The organism is Clostridium sp. AF22-10 (genome assembly GCF_003478725.1).
Lineage (GTDB): Bacteria > Bacillota > Clostridia > Lachnospirales > Lachnospiraceae > Otoolea > Otoolea fessa.
In genome coordinates this window covers 119407-138798 of record NZ_QUFZ01000001.1, presented here as the reverse complement: position 1 = coordinate 138798, position 19392 = coordinate 119407, and the positions used below count along the sequence as shown (strand labels likewise).

At 49.7% G+C, this 19392-nt stretch carries 22 protein-coding genes and 1 other annotated feature; of the genes, 15 read left to right on the top strand and 7 right to left on the bottom strand.

Annotated features, from left to right (window positions below; all coding sequences use genetic code 11):
• The first annotated feature begins 9 nt into the window (after positions 1-9).
• A complete protein-coding gene (pheT, locus tag DWX91_RS00620) occupies positions 10-2430 on the top strand; it encodes a phenylalanine--tRNA ligase subunit beta (RefSeq protein ID WP_118472188.1) in 2421 nt (806 codons plus the stop codon).
• Between the two features lie 229 nt (positions 2431-2659).
• On the opposite strand, the gene DWX91_RS00615 is transcribed toward pheT, so the two are convergent.
• A complete protein-coding gene (locus DWX91_RS00615) occupies positions 2660-3601 on the bottom strand; it encodes an ion transporter (protein WP_022359086.1) in 942 nt (313 codons plus the stop codon).
• 417 nt (positions 3602-4018) lie between these two features.
• Between DWX91_RS00615 and DWX91_RS00610 the strand changes: the two genes are divergently transcribed.
• The 8 genes from DWX91_RS00610 to yqeB all read left to right on the top strand — a co-directional run bounded on the left by DWX91_RS00610 (position 4019) and on the right by yqeB (position 9165).
• A complete protein-coding gene (locus DWX91_RS00610) occupies positions 4019-4369 on the top strand; it encodes an arsenate reductase family protein (RefSeq protein ID WP_022359085.1) in 351 nt (116 codons plus the stop codon).
• Positions 4348-5118, top strand: a complete 771-nt coding sequence (gene yqeC, locus DWX91_RS00605; RefSeq protein ID WP_243033931.1) for a selenium cofactor biosynthesis protein YqeC — start codon at positions 4348-4350, stop codon at positions 5116-5118. Before DWX91_RS00610 ends, yqeC begins: the two co-directional genes overlap by 22 nt.
• 70 nt (positions 5119-5188) lie before the next feature.
• Entirely contained in the window at positions 5189-6223 is a 1035-nt protein-coding gene (selD, locus tag DWX91_RS00600) for a selenide, water dikinase SelD (protein ID WP_118472187.1), read from the top strand.
• A 12-nt stretch (positions 6224-6235) separates the two neighbouring features.
• A complete protein-coding gene (yedF, locus tag DWX91_RS00595; RefSeq protein WP_118472186.1) occupies positions 6236-6853 on the top strand; it encodes a sulfurtransferase-like selenium metabolism protein YedF in 618 nt (205 codons plus the stop codon).
• The gene (locus DWX91_RS00590) at positions 6850-7680 is read left to right on the top strand and encodes an aminotransferase class V-fold PLP-dependent enzyme (protein ID WP_412693793.1); all 831 of its coding nucleotides are present in this window, start codon (positions 6850-6852) and stop codon (positions 7678-7680) included. The genes yedF and DWX91_RS00590 overlap by 4 nt, the downstream gene beginning before the upstream one ends.
• A complete protein-coding gene (locus DWX91_RS17740) occupies positions 7602-7988 on the top strand; it encodes an aminotransferase class V-fold PLP-dependent enzyme (RefSeq protein ID WP_412693802.1) in 387 nt (128 codons plus the stop codon). The genes DWX91_RS00590 and DWX91_RS17740 overlap by 79 nt, the downstream gene beginning before the upstream one ends.
• A 16-nt stretch (positions 7989-8004) precedes the next feature.
• Positions 8005-8235 carry a DUF3343 domain-containing protein gene (locus tag DWX91_RS00585; RefSeq protein ID WP_107000534.1) on the top strand — a complete coding sequence of 77 codons (231 nt, stop codon included), beginning with the start codon at positions 8005-8007 and terminating at the stop codon, positions 8233-8235.
• Positions 8236-8349: 114 nt separating this feature from the next.
• On the top strand, positions 8350-9165 hold the full coding sequence (yqeB, locus tag DWX91_RS00580) for a selenium-dependent molybdenum cofactor biosynthesis protein YqeB (RefSeq protein WP_118293485.1): 816 nt from the start codon (positions 8350-8352) through the stop codon (positions 9163-9165).
• 234 nt (positions 9166-9399) lie between these two features.
• Here yqeB and DWX91_RS17735 read toward each other — a convergent pair whose 3' ends face one another.
• From DWX91_RS17735 to DWX91_RS00570, 4 genes are read right to left on the bottom strand one after another with little or no spacing between them, the layout of a single operon-like run.
• Positions 9400-9954, bottom strand: a complete 555-nt coding sequence (locus DWX91_RS17735) for a hypothetical protein (RefSeq protein WP_412693792.1) — start codon at positions 9952-9954, stop codon at positions 9400-9402.
• The gene (locus DWX91_RS17730) at positions 9951-10139 is read right to left on the bottom strand and encodes a hypothetical protein (RefSeq protein WP_412693791.1); all 189 of its coding nucleotides are present in this window, start codon (positions 10137-10139) and stop codon (positions 9951-9953) included. The genes DWX91_RS17735 and DWX91_RS17730 overlap by 4 nt, the downstream gene beginning before the upstream one ends.
• Positions 10136-10447: a hypothetical protein gene (locus DWX91_RS17725; protein WP_412693790.1), complete on the bottom strand. Its 312-nt coding sequence runs from the start codon at positions 10445-10447 to the stop codon at positions 10136-10138. Before DWX91_RS17725 ends, DWX91_RS17730 begins: the two co-directional genes overlap by 4 nt.
• Positions 10448-10477: 30 nt before the next feature.
• Entirely contained in the window at positions 10478-10747 is a 270-nt protein-coding gene (locus tag DWX91_RS00570; RefSeq protein ID WP_117796193.1) for a hypothetical protein, read from the bottom strand.
• Positions 10748-11060: 313 nt separating this feature from the next.
• Between DWX91_RS00570 and DWX91_RS00565 the strand changes: the two genes are divergently transcribed.
• The 6 genes from DWX91_RS00565 to DWX91_RS17720 all read left to right on the top strand — a co-directional run bounded on the left by DWX91_RS00565 (position 11061) and on the right by DWX91_RS17720 (position 16148).
• Entirely contained in the window at positions 11061-12458 is a 1398-nt protein-coding gene (locus DWX91_RS00565) for a sodium-dependent transporter (RefSeq protein WP_118472183.1), read from the top strand.
• Between the two features lie 445 nt (positions 12459-12903).
• Positions 12904-13548 (top strand): hypothetical protein, encoded by a 645-nt coding sequence (locus DWX91_RS00560; protein WP_118472182.1) that lies wholly within the window; start codon positions 12904-12906, stop codon positions 13546-13548.
• Positions 13549-13621: 73 nt separating this feature from the next.
• Positions 13622-14410 (top strand): ABC transporter permease, encoded by a 789-nt coding sequence (locus DWX91_RS00555; RefSeq protein WP_118472250.1) that lies wholly within the window; start codon positions 13622-13624, stop codon positions 14408-14410.
• On the top strand, positions 14397-15110 hold the full coding sequence (locus DWX91_RS00550; RefSeq protein ID WP_117796190.1) for an ABC transporter ATP-binding protein: 714 nt from the start codon (positions 14397-14399) through the stop codon (positions 15108-15110). Before DWX91_RS00555 ends, DWX91_RS00550 begins: the two co-directional genes overlap by 14 nt.
• 13 nt (positions 15111-15123) lie before the next feature.
• Positions 15124-15861 (top strand): NrtA/SsuA/CpmA family ABC transporter substrate-binding protein, encoded by a 738-nt coding sequence (locus DWX91_RS00545; RefSeq protein WP_412693789.1) that lies wholly within the window; start codon positions 15124-15126, stop codon positions 15859-15861.
• Entirely contained in the window at positions 15852-16148 is a 297-nt protein-coding gene (locus DWX91_RS17720) for a hypothetical protein (protein WP_412693788.1), read from the top strand. The genes DWX91_RS00545 and DWX91_RS17720 overlap by 10 nt, the downstream gene beginning before the upstream one ends.
• 105 nt (positions 16149-16253) lie before the next feature.
• On the opposite strand, the gene thrH is transcribed toward DWX91_RS17720, so the two are convergent.
• Positions 16254-16856, bottom strand: a complete 603-nt coding sequence (thrH, locus tag DWX91_RS00540) for a bifunctional phosphoserine phosphatase/homoserine phosphotransferase ThrH (RefSeq protein WP_022359071.1) — start codon at positions 16854-16856, stop codon at positions 16254-16256.
• 336 nt (positions 16857-17192) lie between these two features.
• A complete protein-coding gene (locus DWX91_RS00535) occupies positions 17193-18929 on the bottom strand; it encodes a carbon starvation protein A (protein WP_118472181.1) in 1737 nt (578 codons plus the stop codon).
• Positions 18930-19042: 113 nt separating this feature from the next.
• Positions 19043-19297 (bottom strand) — a binding site (T-box leader).
• Positions 19298-19392 lie beyond the last annotated feature (95 nt).

Below are 19392 nucleotides of genomic sequence, written 5' to 3'. Positions count from 1 at the left end.
GGATTAGAAATGCTTGTACCGTTAAGCTGGTTAAAAGATTATGTAGATATTAATATTTCCGCAGATGAGCTGGAGAAGAAGCTTTTTGACTGTGGATTTGAGGTAGAAGAAAAATGGCAGGTTGGCAAGGATATCAGCGGCATCGTCGTTGGTTATGTTGACTCCTGTGAGCCGATTCCGGAAACACATCTTCATGTGTGCCAGGTCAATGTAGGTGGTCCGGAACTCTTACAGATCTGCTGTGGCGCTGACAATGTAAAAGCTGGTGGAAAATTCCCAGTTGCCATGATTGGCGCGAAAGTATATGCAACTGCAAAAGATCATGTGACGATCGAGGGCGTGGCTACCATTAAAAAGGGTAAATTGAGAGGTTATGAGTCCCAGGGTATGCTGTGTTCTGGTACCGAGCTTGGCTTAAACGAGGATCTGTATCCGGGTGCTGGTTACAACGGATTGCTGGTTCTGCCGGAGGATGCGGAAATTGGTTCGGATGTCAAAGAGCTGACCGGCTTAAATGACTGGATCTTCGATGTTTCTATCACGGCAAACCGTCCGGATTGCCAGAGTATTTTCGGTCTGGCAAGAGAGGTTGCTGCCGCACTGGGCGAGCCGCTCAAGACGCCGGCACTGGATTACACTGAGACAAAAGTTGAGAAAGAAGGCTTCAACGTAACGGTAGAGGCACAGGATCTTTGCCCGCGTTACATTGCACACTATGTATATGACGTAAAACTGGGTCAGTCCCCGGCATGGATGAGACGACGTCTGGCTTTGGTAGGGAATAATTCCATTTCCAATATTGTTGATATTACAAACTATATCATGCGTGAGTTAGGTCAGCCGCTTCATGCGTTTGACTGCGATTATCTGGAGGGCAATGCGATCAACGTAAGACGCGCGGCCGAGGGCGAGAAGATCGTGACGCTGGATGAGAAAGAATTTACCTTAAATCCGAACAATCTGGTTATCTGCGACGGCAAAAAGCCGGTAGCACTTGCCGGAATCATGGGTGGTTTAAATTCTGAGATCCGTGATACCACGACGGAAGTGATGTTTGAGGCAGCTAAATTTGCCCGTGACAACATCCGCAGAAGCTCCCGTGCATTAGGACAGGGATCCGACGCGAGCCAGCGATATTCTAAGGGGGTCGATGAGTACACAACTGAGATGGCGATGAAACGTGTCCTGCACCTGGTTGAGGAGCTGGGAGTTGGTAAGATTTCCAAGACCCATAAAAATGTAAATACCGGAAACTCCTTAGAGCCGACTACCTTCAAGACAAGTGTTAAGAAGGTAAACGCTGTTCTGGGTATTACCGTTCCGAACGAGGATATTTTACGCATCCTGACTGGCTTAAACTTCCAGCCGGAGATCAACGGCGACGAACTGACCATGCATTTCCCGGCATACCGCGAGGATATGGAAGATTATCCGGATGTTGCCGAGGAAGTGATCCGTATGTACGGCTACGATCACATCACATCGACCTTCCTGCCGAGTGCTAAGGTGACGATCGGTGGAAGCAACCTGCGTCAGAGAACAATTCTGAAAGTAAAGAGAACGCTGTGCAGTGTTGGCGCATTTGAGGGAATCCACTATTCCTTCTTCTCCCCGTCGGATCTGGATGAAATGGGATTTGCAGAGGACGCGCCAGAGCGCAGGGCGATCCGCATCATGAATCCGATCAACGAGGATCTGTCCCTGATGAGAACAACACTGGCACCGCAGATGATTCATGCGATGGGACGCAACCAGAAGAGAGGCATCTTCGAGGGACGTATCTTCGAGATTGGAAATGCATTTATTCCGAAGTCCCTGCCTCTGACGGAATATCCGGAAGAGCGAGAGACGCTGTGCATCGGTGCATTTGGTAAGGAAGAGTCCTTCTTTACCTTAAAGGGAATGGCAGAGGCAGTTGCCGATGTTTTAAATATTACTTTTAACTATGAAAAAGCAGAGAAACCGTTCCTGCATCCGTATCAGACCGCAGCGATCTTCTGCGAGGGCGAGGAGATTGGTTACCTCGGTAAGGTAAAATATGAGATCATGAAGGAAGAGGCAATGCGCGAAGATGCGTATGTGTTGGAGATCAGCATGAAAGCGCTGGAGAAATGGTATGGAAAAGCCAAAGTATTTGAGCCGCTTCCAAAATTCCCGGAGGAAAAACGTGATCTGGCGCTGGTTATGGACAAAGACATCACCTGCGGACAGGTTGAGGGCTGTATCCGCGAGGCTTGTGCTTACGTCAAGGATGTTAGCCTGTTCGACGTATACGAGGGCAGACAGATCGCAGCCGATAAGAAATCGATGGCATTTACCGTTCTCTTCACTCCGAAGGAAGAGGCGTTCAAGGCAGATACCGTTGACGGATATGTCAAGAAAGTGCTGAAACAGCTGAATAAGATGTATGGAATTGAGCTGAGAAGCTGATTTTGAAGAAAAGAAAAGGCTGCTGTCCAGAGAGAGAAACTTTGGACGCAGTCTTTTTGTGTAATAGGAAATTCCTTGGAATTCCCTATTACACAAAAAGGCACTAACGTGCCAATGATGCGCACTCGCGCGAAGCAGAAACATGTCGCAAGCGACCGCGCTCGGCGCGAGAATGTGCCAAGGCACATTCTTTTTCACGTTCATAAAAAATGTTTGATGATAAGTTTGATTACGCTTCATTTTCTATTCGTATAATCACAATATCATTTAATTTCAAAACCATATTTTTCTGCGGAAGCACCGACAGATCATCGCGCAGCACCAGAAATATCTTGATATTCTGCTCTTCTTCCATCTCTTCAATGGTTTTTCCGGCATATCGTTTATCGACGAAAACCTCGGCAATTTCCTGAATATCCGCGTCCTTCATGCTGGACAGGCTGCTCTTGCGCTGGTACTGTTCGACGAAACCGGCGCTGATGATACCGGTTGGGATCGCGACGGCACCGACTCCGAGGTAGGCGATGCAGATCGCCATCACGCGCCCAAGCGTTGTGACCGGGTAAATATCGCCGTAACCGACGGTCAGCAGCGTGGACATACTCCACCAGATGCCGCTGAATGCATTGCGGAAAATGTCCGGCTGAGCGTTGTGCTCGACACTATACATGCACATGCTGCTCGCCAGCATCAGCACCATGACGATGAACACAGAGGAAATGATCTGGTTCCGTTTTTCATAGAGTACGGTGGTAATGATGTTGAACGAGTCGTATTTCGCATTGAGCCGGAACAGATGGAAAATCCGCGCCACGCGCAGCATACGGAAAATGATGAAGCCCGACAGAAAAAAGACCGGGATGATCGTCAGTAGATCCACCACTCCATCAAAGGAAATGAGAAAGCAGAACCGGGCGCGTCCCGGCGTTTTTTCTGGATAGAGATAGTCGGCAGTCCAGATGCGCAGCGCGTATTCAATACAGAAAATCAGGACACTGGCATGTTCCAGCATGGTAAACAGACCACCGAAGGATGTTAATTGATCGAATGTTTCCAGAAACGTGACAATGATATTGCAGATGATCGTGAAGGTGATGAAAATATCGAATGCACGGCTGATACGGTTGCTCTTGTCGCCGATCTGGATGATGTTAAATATTTTTTCTTTCATAGTGGATATTTTTATAATAATTTTTGGGTGAATGTGTTTCCCTGTTGGTATAAAAGAGGGGGGTATCTCAGTCGAGAAGATTCCTACCTCTTCAGGTGGTGAGTAATAGCAAATTTGTCTCAGTGGAAGCCTTGTCTCCGACTGAGATAAACGCTCCGCGAGGTTGCGCAGTGATTCTGATAGGAATATGTCAGCTTCGCTGACCAGGATCACGCGCCAAGTCTCACGGACGTTCGACTTGAATATAGTTGCAGATACTATTATTGTATCATTTTCAGGCATCCCTTGCAATCTTTCTGGTGTCTGGGTATAATTTCTGTAGGTAATTTAAAAAGGTAAAATGCTTTGTTTAAAACGGCCGCATTTAAAATAGAAGGTGCCGTATAATAGCAAGCATGCTCACAAAGGAGGAATACGATGCTGTTTATTTATTATCCAAAATGCAGTACCTGCCAGAAAGCGAAAAAATGGCTGGATGCACAGGAAATTTCATATACAGAGCGCCATATCGTGGAGGAAAATCCGACGTATGAGGAATTGAAGAAGTGGCAGGCGAGAAGCGGGCTGCCGATCAAGAAATTTTTCAATACGAGCGGGATGCTATATAAGGAAATGCAGTTAAAGGATAAGCTGCCGCAGATGAGCGAGGACGAACAGTTGAAGCTGCTTGCCACCAATGGGATGTTGGTAAAACGCCCTGTCATTGTGGATGGAGATACTGTTTTAACGGGATTTCGGGAGAAGGAATGGGAAGAGAAGCTGCGGTGATGGACTGGGAGCAGAAGTTTCCTTTCTTACGTGAAAAAGGACACGTGGTCTCGCTGATTGGCGGAGGCGGAAAGACGACGCTTCTGTATGCGCTGTCGGCGTACTGCACGGCGAAGGGATGGCGGGTGCTGACGGCGACGACGACGCATATTCGGAAGCCGGTAAATGTGCCGTGGATTGTGGTAAATGAGGAAGAAAATACCGCGTGGGAGAATGCCAGAAAAGAGCGCGATCGTCTCTGGCAGCAGGGAACCTATGTCGTAGCCGGAACCCCAGCCCCACACGAAAAATTGACAATTCTGCCAGAATCGATTCGAAGCGAGTGGATTTCGGATGCAGATATCACATTTCTGGAGGCGGATGGCGCGAAATGTCTTCCGTGTAAATTTCCGGCGGCGTATGAGCCGGTGATACTGCCGCAGAGCGATATCGTGCTGGCGGTTGCGGGGCTGAGTGCCCTGTATCGTCCGCTGGGGGAGGTGTGCTTTCGGGCGGAACTGGCGATTGAGGCGTGGAACAGGGATGTGTGCGAGTATGGGGACGCAGCTTATCCCAAAGAAGGAAAAAGACTGCTCAAAGAAGTGCCCATTTCGAAAGATACGCCTTTGACCCCAGAACTTCTGGCGTGGCTTCTTGGTAGCGAAAACGGTGCCAGAAAAGATATATCGGGGCGTTCGTTTTTTGTGGTTCTGAACCAGGCGGACACGTCAGAGCGCCGGAGGATGGCAGAAAGGTACTGGATATCCTGAAACATAGCTACGGAATTCAGGGAATTTTAACTTCCTTTTCAGAAACAGAACGAAATCAGGGGTGAGAAAAATGAGTGAGAAAAAGGACATTGTATTTTGTACGGGCGGCGGCTGTACGGCGAAGCTGGGAGCCGGTGTTTTAAGCCGCATTTTGGAAAAACTACCGCGCGGCGAGAAGGATCCGAATCTTTTAGTCGGATATGACAGCCGGGACGATGCGGCAGTGTATCAGGTCACGGAGGAGCTGGCGCTGGTACAGACGGTTGATTTCTTCCCGCCGATGGTGGACGATCCGTATATTTTTGGACAGGTTGCAGCGGCAAATGCGCTGAGCGACGTGTACGCGATGGGCGGTGAGGTCAAGACGGCGCTGAATCTGGTGTGTTTTCCGGAATCAATGGATTTGAATGTTCTGGGACAGATTTTACAGGGCGGCGCGGAGAAGGTGGCAGAAGCAGGCGGCATTCTCGCGGGCGGTCACTCGATTGCGGACACGGGCGTGAAATACGGTTTGTCCGTGACGGGACTGGTAAATCCGAAAAAGCTGTACGCCAATGATGCCGGACAGCCGGGCGACCGCCTGATTTTGACAAAGGCATTGGGTGTTGGGCTGATTTGTTCGGCAAACCGCGTCGGAGAAGTGACAAAAGAGCAGATGGACAGAGCGGTACAGTCGATGACGACGCTCAATAAAACAGCGGCGGAAATCAGCCGGAAGTACACGGTTCACGCGTGCACAGATGTGACTGGGTTCGGTTTTCTGGGACATCTGCATGAAATGATGGGGCGCGGGCTGTCGTGCGAGATTGATGTGAAGCATATCCCGGTGCTTCCGGGCGCACGTGAGTCGGCAGATGCGTTTTTATACACGGCGGCAGGACAGAGAAACCGCAACTATGTCGGGGCGGCGGTGCAGTTTGAAAATGTACCGTTTTCAATGGAAGAGGTCTTGTTTGACCCGCAGACCTCCGGCGGACTTCTGATGGCAGCTGCCCCGGATGAGGCGGAGAAACTGGAACAGGAGCTGCAGAACGCCGGGCTTCCGGCGCGGATCGTGGGAACGATCACGGAACCGGGAAAGGTTGAAATTTTTGTACGAGGATAGGAGGAAACAGAAATGAAGAAAGTAGATGCAAGAGGAGACGCATGCCCGATTCCGGTCGTAAAGGCAAAACACGCGATAGAGGAACTTTCGGGTGCCGGACAGGTGGAAGTGCTGGTGGATAATGAGATTGCAGTTCAGAATCTGACGAAAATGGCAGAGCAGAAGGGCTATCAGAGCAGTGCAAAGAAGCTGGCGGATCAGGAATATCAGGTTATCTTTACGGTGGGTGAACAGACAGAAGAGGAAAAAGCACAGGCAGGAGCCGGATGCGAAGCCTGTATTCCGGACAGCCGTACCGATACCGTGGTTGTGATTGCCAATGATAAGATGGGCGAGGACAGTGAGGAACTTGGAAAGACGCTTTTGAAGGCATTTACATTTGCCCTGACCCAGCAGGACAACTTGCCGAAAACCATTCTTTTCTATAACGGCGGAGCCAGTCTGACCTGTGAAGGATCTCCGATGCTGGAGGATCTGAAGACACTGGAGGCAGAAGGTGTGGAGATCCTGACCTGCGGCACCTGCCTGAATTTCTATGGTCTGACCGAGAAGCTGGCAGTCGGCGGTGTAACCAACATGTATGTCATCGCTGAAAAAATGCTGGGCGCTGGAAATGTGGTAAAACCATGATTTATATGGACAATGCGGCGACTTCGCTTCAAAAGCCGCTGCAGGTGGAACAGGCGGTCCTTGAGGCGCTTCGCACCGCAGGAAATCCGGGGCGCGGCGCGCATGAGGCAACCTTACATGCTTCAAGACTGGTGTACGGGGCACGTGCGGCAGCAGCAGAATTGTTTGATGCGGAAGATGCGTCGCGGATTGCCTTTACGGCAAACGCAACGGAGGCGCTGAACATAGCCATTTCCGGGCTGATTCGTCCGGGCGATCACGTGATCACGACGGTCTGTGAGCATAATTCGGTGCTGCGTCCTCTTTATCGTCTTCGTGATCAGGGTTCGATGCTTAGTTTTGTGGGTGTGGATGCGCGTGGAAATCTAAAATATGAAGAGTTGGAAGCATTTCTGCGCCCAGAGACGCGTGCGGTGGTAATTACCGGCGCCTCCAACGTGACAGGAAATGTGACGGATCTTTCCTATATTTCTTCGTTTGTTAAACGGAATGGACTGCTTCTGATTGTGGATGCGTCGCAGACTGCAGGGGAAGAACTGTTTTCCGTGCAGAAGCTCGGAATCGACGTGCTCTGTTTTACCGGGCACAAGGCGCTTCTGGGACCACAGGGAACCGGCGGGCTGTATGTGAAGCCGGGACTTTCGGTGGAACCGCTTCTGGTTGGCGGCAGCGGCATTCACAGTTATGATGAACACCATCCGAAGGAAATGCCAACGGCACTCGAGCTGGGACGCTCAATGTCCATGGTCTGGCGGGGCTGGCAGCAGGCATCCGTTACCGGATGGATCAGGGGATCGAGAAATTGCAGAAACGGGAGCGGGATTTAACACGCCGTTTTTACGAACAGGTGAAGGAAATTCCGGGCATCATTGTGTATGGAGATCCGGCGGCAAAATGTCATGCGCCGATCGTCTCCCTCAACCTTGCCGGGGAAGATTCGGCACGTGTGGCGGATGCACTCTGGGAAGAATACGGCATCTGCGTCCGCGCGGGGGCACACTGTGCGCCGCTCATGCACCGGGCGCTTGGAACGGTAGGTCAGGGAGTGGTGCGGTTCAGTTTTTCGCATTTTAATACGGAAGAGGAGATTGAGAGGGCAGCAGAAGCAGTTCGGGCACTGGCAGAGGAAGCGTAGGGGAGAAATTGGTAGTATGAGAGAAAAACATCCATTTATCGTACTGTCCTTTCAGACAACTGTGGCGGCGATGGAATGGGAAAAACGATGTATGGAAACGGGCATTTCGGGACGTTTAATTCCACTTCCGAGGGAGATTTCTGCCGGCTGTGGTCTTGCGTGGCGGATGCGTCCGGAAGAGTGGGAGCAGTGGAGCGGACGGATAGACACTTCTGTTTATGATAAGGTGTCGTGTGTGTGGCAGTAAAAAGAATTACTCTAAAAGTAGAAAACACAATCAAAGGAATTATTTGAAGAAGAAGCTGCATAAACAGGTAATGGAAATAATAGTAACAAAAGTGAGATAGGAGAAGGCATCCTCATGAAACGAGATGATTTAATTATTGTGCGCGGCGGCGGTGACCTGGCAACTGGAACGATTCATCGGCTCTGGGCGGCAGGGCTTCGGGTGCTGGTGCTGGAGATTGAAAATCCGGCGGCGATCCGGCGACAGGTAGCTCTGTGTGAGGCGGTTTATACAAAAACAACTGAGGTCGAGGGGCTTCGTGCTGTCCGGATTGATCGATATGAGGAGGCAGAAGCGGTCTGGCAGGAAAATAGCGTGCCGATTTTGATTGATCCGAAAGGCGTGTCGATTGGAGCGCTGAAACCGGCTGTTGTGATCGATGCGATTCTGGCAAAGCGAAATCTTGGAACCCGCCGGGATATGGCACCGCTCACGATTGCACTTGGTCCGGGCTTTACGGCAGGTGAGGATGTGGATGTTGTGGTGGAGACAAAGCGCGGTCACCGGCTGGGGCGAATTATCCGCGAGGGTGCGGCAATCCCGAATACGGGGATTCCGGGCGTGATCGGCGGATACGGTGCAGAGCGGGTGATTCACGCGCAGGCAGCGGGTATTTTCAAAAATGTGCGTGTGATCGGTGATATCGTTGAAGCCGGGGACACGATCGCGGAGATTTGGCAGGAGGACGGAACGAAACTTCTGGTTCAGACACAGATCACGGGCATTCTGCGAGGTCTTTTGCGGGATGGTTATCGGGTGACGGAACATTTCAAGGTAGCAGATGTCGATCCGAGAAAAGAGGAACTTTCCAACTGTTTTCTGATCTCGGACAAGGCGAGATGTATCGCGGGAAGTGTACTGGAGTTGGTGTGTGCCCAGTTATGGAAGTAAAAGAGAGACTATAGCAATAGTTCCTTTGAGAAAAATTCTAAGAAATTTCATCCTAATCATTGACGTATAGCAAAAAAACAGCGTAAAACTTTCTGGATAAGCTCCTTTGGCAGGCAGCTTTGATAAACATCAGGATCTGGTTTTGGAAGATGATCTCTATGATTGTTAGAATCTTCATGTCATAGGAAACTTCGTCCTATGACACAAAAATGCTCCGCGGAAAAGCACAGCGAACTATAAAGACGCTGTGCCTTCCGGGGTTTCTTCCCCTTCATTTGCTTCCTCCATGGTGACAATCGGCTGGATGGCCTCATCGGTGTAGCGGACGCGCAGAACTGCCTGCGGCCAGTTAAGCTTAATGAGAGCTGTTTTCTGCCGTTCTTTTCCGGCTTTTTCGATTAGGTCGAGCAGTTCACGCAGAACTTCCTTTGTCAGATAGCCGCCGCGCCAGTGAAACGTCAGTGTTTTTCCTTTTTTGGTCGCCTGTAAGGAGCGCTTGTAAACGTCCTCCTGTTTGGTAAAGGAAAGCTTCTTTTCTTTGTAGTAGAAATGATCGCTGTCCGTGCAGGCAGGCGCCGGGGCGATGAGCGGTTCGTGGTCGCGGAAGATCGCCTTGTCGTCGAGATTGAAGTAATCGTAGCGGATTTCCTCGCCGGTCTGGAGACATTTGCCGAGACTGTTGTCGAAGGTAGCGTCCAGATGGTAGTACGTTTTCCCGATCTTGACGATGTTCCAGGTATGGCGGTATTTGATGCCCTTTTCAGGGTTATTGCCGCAGAGCGCGATCATGCACCAGATGCCGAGCGTATCACAAAGAATTTTGACCGATTTGGCGATGCCTCGCAGACGCCGACGCCCTGTCCCAGAGGTCCGATGATCTCATGGGAGTAGGGCTTTTTTAATTTGTCATAGTGAACGTGTTCGCAGATAAAATCGTGGATATAGCGTTCTTTTTCCAGTTCAGTCAGCTTCATTGCTGGGCGGGCAAGTTTTTCGACGCGGGCGCCATCGCTTTCTGATGTTCGCGGATCTTGCCCTTGTCAAAGAGGTATTCCGGTATCAGGATCAGATTCGGGGAATCTGGGTAATACTTATATTTAAAGCCGGAAGCCCAGAAAATCTCCGGGTGATCGAGCCGCAGTTCAAAAAATACATTGCTTAAATCCTTTCCCTCCAGGCGCGGAATCTGAAATTCGTCGGAGAGATTGGTAAGCCCCTGCTGCATGGCGCGGTAGGCGGCTTGCTGGTTCTTGTTCATGTGATTATAGTAAAATGGTTCCATTTTGATATTCCTTTGTAACCTCTTTATATTTTAGTGTGATTCAGCCGCTTTCTCAATCTGCCCGGATTCCGGGTCAAACCAGACGCGATCGCCCTCATCGATTCCGGCATCATAGAGTGCCTGATCCGCGGTGCGTATCGTGTATTCTGGATGCTCTGAGAGGTTTGCATTTTCAGTTGTGTCCAGCAGACGGACACAGACCATCGTTTCCTGTCCGTCCGGGCGTTCTTCACAGCCAAAATCGGCTTCGTATATTTCTAAAACCCGGCAAAGACGCGGGAATGTTTGATTGCTGTTCATTGTGTATATGCCTCATTCCATGGGAAAATTCCTGTTTTTGTCTTTTTAATTTTAGCAGAAGATGATAAGGCAGGCAAGTAGAGATGAAGGGGGGAAAAATAAATTAAATGCGAAGCCACGGCAAATTCCGTTACTGGGCATGATGCGTGAACAGTAACGATGGGGCGGCTGGGAAGAAAAGCGGGAGGGGGAGAAATTTGAGGAGAAAATTGCCGGCAGATACTTGTAATTCTAATAAAAACAGGTAGAATAGAAGCTGTCTATGTCCTCGGGAGACGGACATAAAAGTTACAATCACGGGGGTTATAAGTAAATGGCAAAAAAGAAAAACAGCTTCAGCGGTTCGCTGGGGTTTGTGCTGGCAGCAGCCGGAAGTGCCGTCGGTGTAGGAAATATCTGGCGTTTTCCGTATTTATGTGCGAAAGACGGAGGCGGACTGTTCCTGCTGGTGTATCTGGTGCTGGTGGCGACATTTGGATTTGTACTTCTGACGACGGATGTGGCGATCGGCAGAAGAACGAAGGAGAATGCGCTGCAGGCGTTTGGAACGCTGCATCCGAAGAGGAAGTTTGTCGGATACCTGACGTTTCTGGTTCCGATGTTAATTATGACGTATTATTCGGTCATCGGCGGATGGATCACGAAATATTTCTTTGAGTATTTGACGACATCCGGCAGGGATGTGGCGGAGGACGGATATTTTACATCGTTTATCACGGAAAAGAATGCGCCGCTGATTTTCACGGGAATTTTTCTGGCGCTCACAATCTGGGTTGTATACAGAGGTGTAGAGAAGGGAATTGAGAAATTTTCCTGTTTTATCATGCCGGGACTGATCCTGTTAGTCATCGGAATCGCGATTTTTTCATTGACGCTTTCCTACACGGACGCGGATGGGACGGTCCGGACGGGAATACAGGGATTCCTCGTCTACGTGCGCCCGGATTTTACGGGACTGACGGTAAGAGGATTTCTGGAAGTACTGCTGGATGCGATGAGCCAGCTCTTTTTCTCACTGAGTGTGTCGATGGGAATTATGGTAACATATGGTTCTTATGTCAAAGATGAGATCGATTTGAACAAGGCGACCAATCAGATTGAATTTTTTGATACAGGTGTGGCGCTTCTGTCCGGTATGATGATTATTCCGGCGGTCTTTGTATTTTTAGGACGCGATGGCATGGCGTCCGGTCCGAGTCTGACCTTTATTTCGCTTCCAAAGGTATTTCAGGCGATGGGCGGCGCCGGTCATATCGTGGGACTTGCATTTTTCCTGATGCTTGGCTTTGCGGCGCTGACATCCTGCGTTTCTGTCATGGAAACGCTGGTTGCCAACTGCATGGAAGTGTTTGGAAAGACGAGAAAACAGATGTGTGTGATGGTCGGAATCTATTCCCTGATCACGGCAGTTCTCATTTGTCTGGGCTACAATGTTCTGTATTTTGAGTTGAAGCTGCCGAACGGTTCCACCGGACAGCTGCTTGATGTGATGGATTATATCAGCAACAGCTTCCTTATGCCGATCATTTCCTTCTTAACCAGCATCCTGATCGGATGGGTGGTCGGACCGAAGTGGATCGTGGAAGAAGTCGAGAAAAATGGGGAACATTTTTCAAGAGCAGGTATGTACAGCTTCTTAATCCGGTATATTGTGCCAGCTGTCATGCTGGTTCTTTTCCTGGTATCGACCGGGTTTATTAATATGCTGTAATGAAAAATGGTTTTAGCCGATTTTCACGGAAAGTGCGAGAATTGGTTAAAACCTTTTTTATAGAAAAATGCGTCCCATTATTCTTCACGGTCATCCGACTCGATCTCATAGGTATATCCGGCATTTTCGATCGCCTGAATTGTATCCTTGATGCCCTGTCCGCCTGCTTTTTTTATAGGATTCAATAAAAACAGGAATCTGTTCGGAATAAAACCTATTAAAGATGTAGGAAAATAGGAACTATTAAAACCGATTTTATCATTTTTACCGGCTAGTGTCAACTTATAAAATTGTAAAAGTTTACAATCAAAACTGGACAATATATCGATTTTTTGCTATGATAAGCTAGTTAGAAAAAACTAACTTGCAGGGAACGTGAAAACGCAGTAAATTAGGTACATAGGTGTGAAAGCTAGGCAGCCTGATTGGATAGAGTGGAGAAACAATGCAGTATTTGTGGATAAATCCGGTTTCTGCCGGGATGTGTGAGGAAGATTCGCTGAAGCGTTTTTTAGAACGGCATGGTCTGACGCGGGTCGAGTGCCGGGGCGATTGGGGACGGATCGTCCGGGAAAGATATGAAGCTAGTCTGCGGGCGGGCGTGACGCTTGCGGATGCGCGCTGTCCGGAGGCGGTTCGGCTGCTTGAAGAGATACAGAAGGAGCCGGAAAACGAATCTGGAATTGAAAACCTGAAAGTTGCCCCGATCGAGCCGATTTTACTTCACTGTGCGCGGGAATTAAGCACGCGTCCGGATCTGGCGGATGGGGAGAAGATCATCACGACGCCATGCCAGAGTCTTGCGGTGCTTGGAAATTCGCTGGGACTTGAGAATACGCGGTTTATCGCATGGAATCGTCTGGCGGGCGGTGAGGTGTGCGTCCGGGCGATCGAAGACAGCCCGATTCCGCCGGGGTATTTTGCGGGAATCTGCCGGAAAGATGGACAGGCGGCGAAGGTAGAGAGTGTCAGCAGTCCGGAGAAAATCCGGGCATATGTGGAGAGCGGAAGCTGGAAGCAGGCGGATCTGCTGGAACTTTTGTATTGTAAGGATGGATGCCATCACGGGGATGGCGTGCAGACAGAGTGAGAGAAAGTTGCGCTTCATGGAAAACGCTTGAAGAAGCGGAAAATGCATGAATTGCGGCAAAAGAATGGGAAGAATGAAAGAAACGAAGAAATTCAAGGATAATTGGCAGAAATACTTCGGTCCGGCGCTGGGAATCGGAGCGGTATTTCTGATCTGGTATTTGGTCTGCCGCATGGAGATGGTCAGTGCGTATGTGCTGCCGTCCCCGGCGCGGGTGTGGACGAGCTTTTTAAAAATGGTGAAAACCGGGGAACTGTGGCGGGATGTTTCAATCAGTTTCCTGCGTGTCATGAAGGGATTTGCGATTGCGTTCCTGTTTGCCTTTGTGCTGGGAATGTTCCGGGCGATGTTTCCGGGCAGCAGCGTTTACTATGAGTATATTGTGCAGTTTTTCCGCAATGTCCCGCCGCTCAGCATGATTCCGCTGCTGATTCTCTGGTGCGGAATCGGAGAGACGACGAAGACGGTGATTATTGTGCTGGCGTCCTTTTTCCCGATGTACTTAAATATCGTGAAGGGATTTACCGGGTGCGATTCGAAACTTCTGGAAGTGGGCGATATGTTCGGCTACTCGAAGCGCCGCAAATTTTTCCGCATCATTCTGCCCTATGCGATGGCAGATATTCTGGTCGGAATGCGGATCGGGCTTGGCTATAGCTGGCGCGCCATTATCGGTGCGGAGATGGTGGCGGCGTCCACCGGGCTTGGACATATGATTTTATTTGCACAGCAGATGTCGCGGACCGACAAGGTGATCGTGGGGATTCTGGTGATCGGGGCAGTCGGATATGTGACGGACCGCCTGTTTGGATGGATGATAGGATTTGTGCTGAAAGGATCCGGGGAAAATGGCTGGAATTGAACTGATTGATATTCATAAAACATACCGAGTGGATAACCGGGAGATTCCCGTTTTAAACGGGATCAACCTGTCGCTTCCGGCGGGGAGAATCACCGTGATTCTGGGGCAGAGCGGATGCGGGAAAACGACGCTTCTGCGGCTGACCGGAGGACTGGAGACGGCGGACAGCGGAGAGATCCGCTGGGAGAGCGCCCACAAGACGGCATTTGTCTTTCAGGAACCGCGCCTCATGCCGTGGCTGACCGTCTGGGAAAATGTGGTGTTCGGGCTTTCAAAAAAGGAGACAGATCCGGGGAAAATAGAGGCGGTTATCCGCACGGTCGGATTATCTGGATTTGAAAAAGCATATCCGGCACAGCTCTCCGGCGGAATGCAGCAGCGGGCGGCGATCGCGCGGGCGCTGGCGTATGAGCCGACCTTTATCATGATGGATGAGCCGTTTGCCGCGCTTGACTATTTTACAAGGGAACAGATGCAGAAAGAGCTTCTGCGCGTCCAGCAGGAGCGCAGTGCGAGCATTCTGTTTGTGACGCACAGCATCGATGAGGCACTGATTCTGGGAAGCCAGATTGCGGTCATTGAAAAGGGCATGGTCAAGGCGCTCTATGAGGTCAAGGCACCGCAGGAAGAGAGGAATCTTTTGGAGGATGAGATGATAACCCTGAAAAGGGATATTATAAATAATTTACATTTTATTTAGAGGAGGAACGATTATGATGAAACGATGGATGGCAATGGGAATGGCACTCTGCCTTACCGCAGCTTCCCTGGCAGGCTGCTCCGGTACAAAAGATGCGGCTGAGAGCACGCAGGCAGAGGCAGAAACCAGCGCAGAGGAGGCGGCAGCCGAGGAGGAGACAGCGAAAGAATCTGATCTGGATAAGCTGACCTTTACGTATGTAACTTCTCCGCTCAATGTGCCGACGATCATCGAAAAAAATCAGGGTATTTTTGAAAAAACATTTGGCGATATGGGGATTGAGGTTGATTATGCGGAGCTGACCTCCGGGGCAGATCAGACACAGGCGCTGGCTTCCGGCGATGTGCAGGTTTTGTATGCGGTTGGCGGTACTTCGGTGATTCTGTCTGCAGCAAATGGAGCGGATATCAAGGTATTAAATATGTACAGCCGTTCTCCGAAGGCATTCTGTATGTATTCTAAGGATGAGTCCCTGACGACGCCGGAAAGCCTGAGAGGAAAGACAATCGCAGGACCGACCGGAACCAACCTGCATGAGCTTCTCGTTTCCTATCTGGCAACGGCTGGCATGACGATCGACGATGTCAACTATGTCAATATGTCGATCCCGGATGCAAAAGCAGGTCTGGACGGCGGCAGTGTAGACGTGGCTCTGGTTGCTGGCGCAACTGCTTACAATGCAGGGAAGCAGGGTTACCACCTGGTAGCCGACGGCGAAGGCCTGATTAAGGCGATCATGCAGTGGCAGTGACGCAGAAATTCTATGACGAGCACCCGGAGATCATCGAGAAGCTGGAAGAAGCACAGACCGAGATTGCTGATTTCATGGAAGAAAAACCGGATGAGACGATGCAGATCGTAGCCGATGAGCTGGATCTGGACACCGATGCAGTCAAAAGCATGTACGATCTCTATGATTTCTCTACCGAGATCACAGATGATGACAAAGAAGGCTTCCAGAAGACCGCTGATTTCATGTATGAATCCGGCATGATCGACGAGGCATTTGATGTAAAACAGTTATTTATTGAAAAATAATCAGTGAACATTTGAGAGGATAAACGATTGAAAAGCAGCTCCCGGAGTGTGGATTCCGGGGGCTGCTTTTACGATTGCATATGCAATTATGAAAATACGGAATGTTTACGCTAATACCTTTTTAATCGCTTCTAACAGCTCATCATACGTCTCATAAGCCGGAATCTGCGGATATTCTGCCTTGATCTCCTCCGTCGTGCGGAAGAGGAAGCCCGCCTTGCTTGCCTCAATCATGGCGAGGTCGTTGTGGCTGTCGCCGCTGGCGATCGTCTCGAAGCCGCAGGACTGGAGTGCTTTGACGGTTGTATATTTGGATTTCTCACAGCGCATCTTAAAATCGGTAATCTCACCATTTTCGCTGACAACCAGAGAGTTGCAGAAGATGGTCGGATAGCCAAGTTTCTTCATCAGAGGTCCGGCAAACTGGGAGAAGGTATCGCTGATGATGATTACCTGAGTAATTTCTTTTAATTTGTCTAAAAACTCCCTTGCGCCCGGAAGCGGATCAATTTTAGAGATCGTTTCCTGAATTTCCTTGAGTCCCAGTCCGTGCTCGCGCAGGATGTTTAAACGGTAATTCATCAGTTTGTTATAATCCGGCTCATCGCGGGTGGTGCGTTTTAACTCCGGGATTCCGGTTTCTTCAGCAAATGCGATCCAGATTTCCGGCACTAATACACCTTCTAGATCTAAACATACAATATCCATGTCTCCTCCTGTCTGATACAACGCCTGTCAGCGCTGTGCTTGGTTGAAAAATTTGCTTCCTATTATAGACGAAATGCAGGGGAAATACCAGAGAAATTTGAAAAAAGATGAAAGAATAGAAAAAAGTGCGTTATTGGGCACGTATGCGTGAACAGTAACAAAAGTGCCAATTATTCGCGGTGAGAAAGATTCAGAAGTGAAGAGTTGGCATCATATAGTAGCAGAGTGGTTATCAATAGAATTAAAAAATACCAAAAAAGGGAGTCTCTTTTCGTGAGCGAGAGACTCCCTTTTTGGTACCTATAGTCGGGTTATAATTTGATTTTGATGAAATCATTAGCAATGCGCCGGTTTATTCATTTCAGATCTTTTATCGTTTTCTGTCTTCGAAGCAGTCGATTTCGAAAACAGTACTTTACCGGAATGAACCACAATAATGACACCCAGAACCATCAGCAGAACCGCGATGATAAGCTGCAGTCCTTCTACCATAAAGACAGCGGTTCCGGCATTGTAAGCCTTTACCAGTGCGATGCAGCGCTCAACGAGTGCGGTGAAGGTAACGCACAGCATAACAACCAGTGGAACCAGCAGCGTGCGGTTTTCACGGCCGGTGACGCGTAAGAAGACGCACAGGGTGATGAGAACCAGGGCGCTTAACAGCTGGTTGGCGCTGCCAAACAGCGGCCAGATGTTGGAATAGCCAATCTGGGTTAAAATGTAGCCGCATACCAAGGTGATAACCGTTGCAAAATATTTGTTGCAGAGAAGCTTTCTCCATCCTTCGGCGTGTTCCATGTCATCGACACTGAACAGCTCCTGGAAGGACATACGTCCGATACGTGCAACGGAATCCAGGCTTGTCAGGGCAAGTGCGGAGACGCACATCGTCATAAAGCACTGGGCAGCGTAAACTGGGATTCCAAACATCTCCAGGAATCCGGCAACACCGGAGGAGAAGATAGCAAACGGAGTACCGGCTGCAGGCGTGCCATCAGCGGAAGCGGCAGCACCGGCAACGCACAGAGCCAGGACAGCCAGTAAACTTTCCAAAAGCATAGCGCCGAAGCCAACTTTCGGCATATCCTTTTCATTGGTGATTGCCTTGGAGGAAGTACCCGAGGAAACCAGGCTGTGGAAACCGGATACGGCGCCGCAGGCAACGGTTACAAACAAAATCGGGAACAGGTCACCGGATTTCTCATTGTGGAAACCAGTGTAAGGCGCCAGGTTCATTGCCGGATGTGCGACAAGCAGTCCAACGACGGCACCGATAATCATACCGGCAAACATAAAGGTTGTCATCAGGTCACGCGGTTCCATCAAAAGCCACATAGGAAGAACGGCTGCGAGGAAAATGTAAGCGAATACCATGTAGGACCAGTTCGCCTTGGTGGTAATGAGCGGGCAGTTCATGCCGATGACGAAAGCAGCTACCGTGCAGACAAGTCCGAGCAAGGTCTGTTTCCAGCCATGGAACTGAGCCTTTTTCTGAATCAGCCCAAATACAACGGCAAAGGCAATGAACAGAAGGGAAATGCTTCCGGCTGCGCCGTTGACAGTTGCGGCGGCGGATAAGCTGGTCACGCCGTCTATCGTCTCATATGCATTGAATGTACCAGCAACCATGTCGGCAAAAGCGGCGGTTACAATTAAAGTAAAGAGCCAGCAGAACAGAAGGAACAGCTTTTTACCGGTTTTGCCGATGTACTGTTCAATCAGAAGTCCCATCGATTTGCCTTCATTTTTAACGCTGGCGTACAGGGCACCAAAATCGGTAACAGCGCCGAAGAAGATGCCGCCGAGGATGATCCAGAGAAAGACTGGAACCCATCCAAAGACAGCCGCCTGAATAGCACCGGTGACAGGACCGGCACCGGCGATGGATGAAAACTGGTGGGCAAATACAACCCAGCCATCGGTCGGAACATAGTCCTGACCATCTTCTTTTGTGACGGCCGGTGTTTTGGCGTTTGGATCAATGCCCCATTTATGGGCGAGCCATCTGCCGTAGAGCAGATAACCAGCCGCCAGACAACAGGCTGCGATAACTACGATAACTAATGTGTTCATAAAGATACCTCCATTCCCATAGGTCAAATGGTTTTTAGTGTCCCGGCAGTTTGCCGGAGTTTCGGGAGCGGGGAAACAAAAAAGCCTCCGTCCTCCTGAAACTTTTAAAAGTTCAAGAAGACGGAGGCATAAGCATCCGCGGTACCACTTCTTTTACCGGCTGTAAAGCCGATCTCTCAGCCATATCCATCATTCTGAATATGTTCCTCTTTAACGGTAGGAATCCGGACCGGACTACTGGTATCCTGCATGCGTTTGTCCGATCAGCTCACAGGGGATAATTTCCATCGGCGTTACTGTCTTTCATCGCCCGGCAGCTCTCTGAAAACGTGGAGAATTGGAAATCGTGTCCTGCTCAATGCTTTTTACAAGTACGAATTATAGACTTTTTTAAAGGAAAGTCAATCGAAAAAATAGCCGGAAGTTTGTGACAGAAATTTTACAAATCCGTCATTTTGACAAA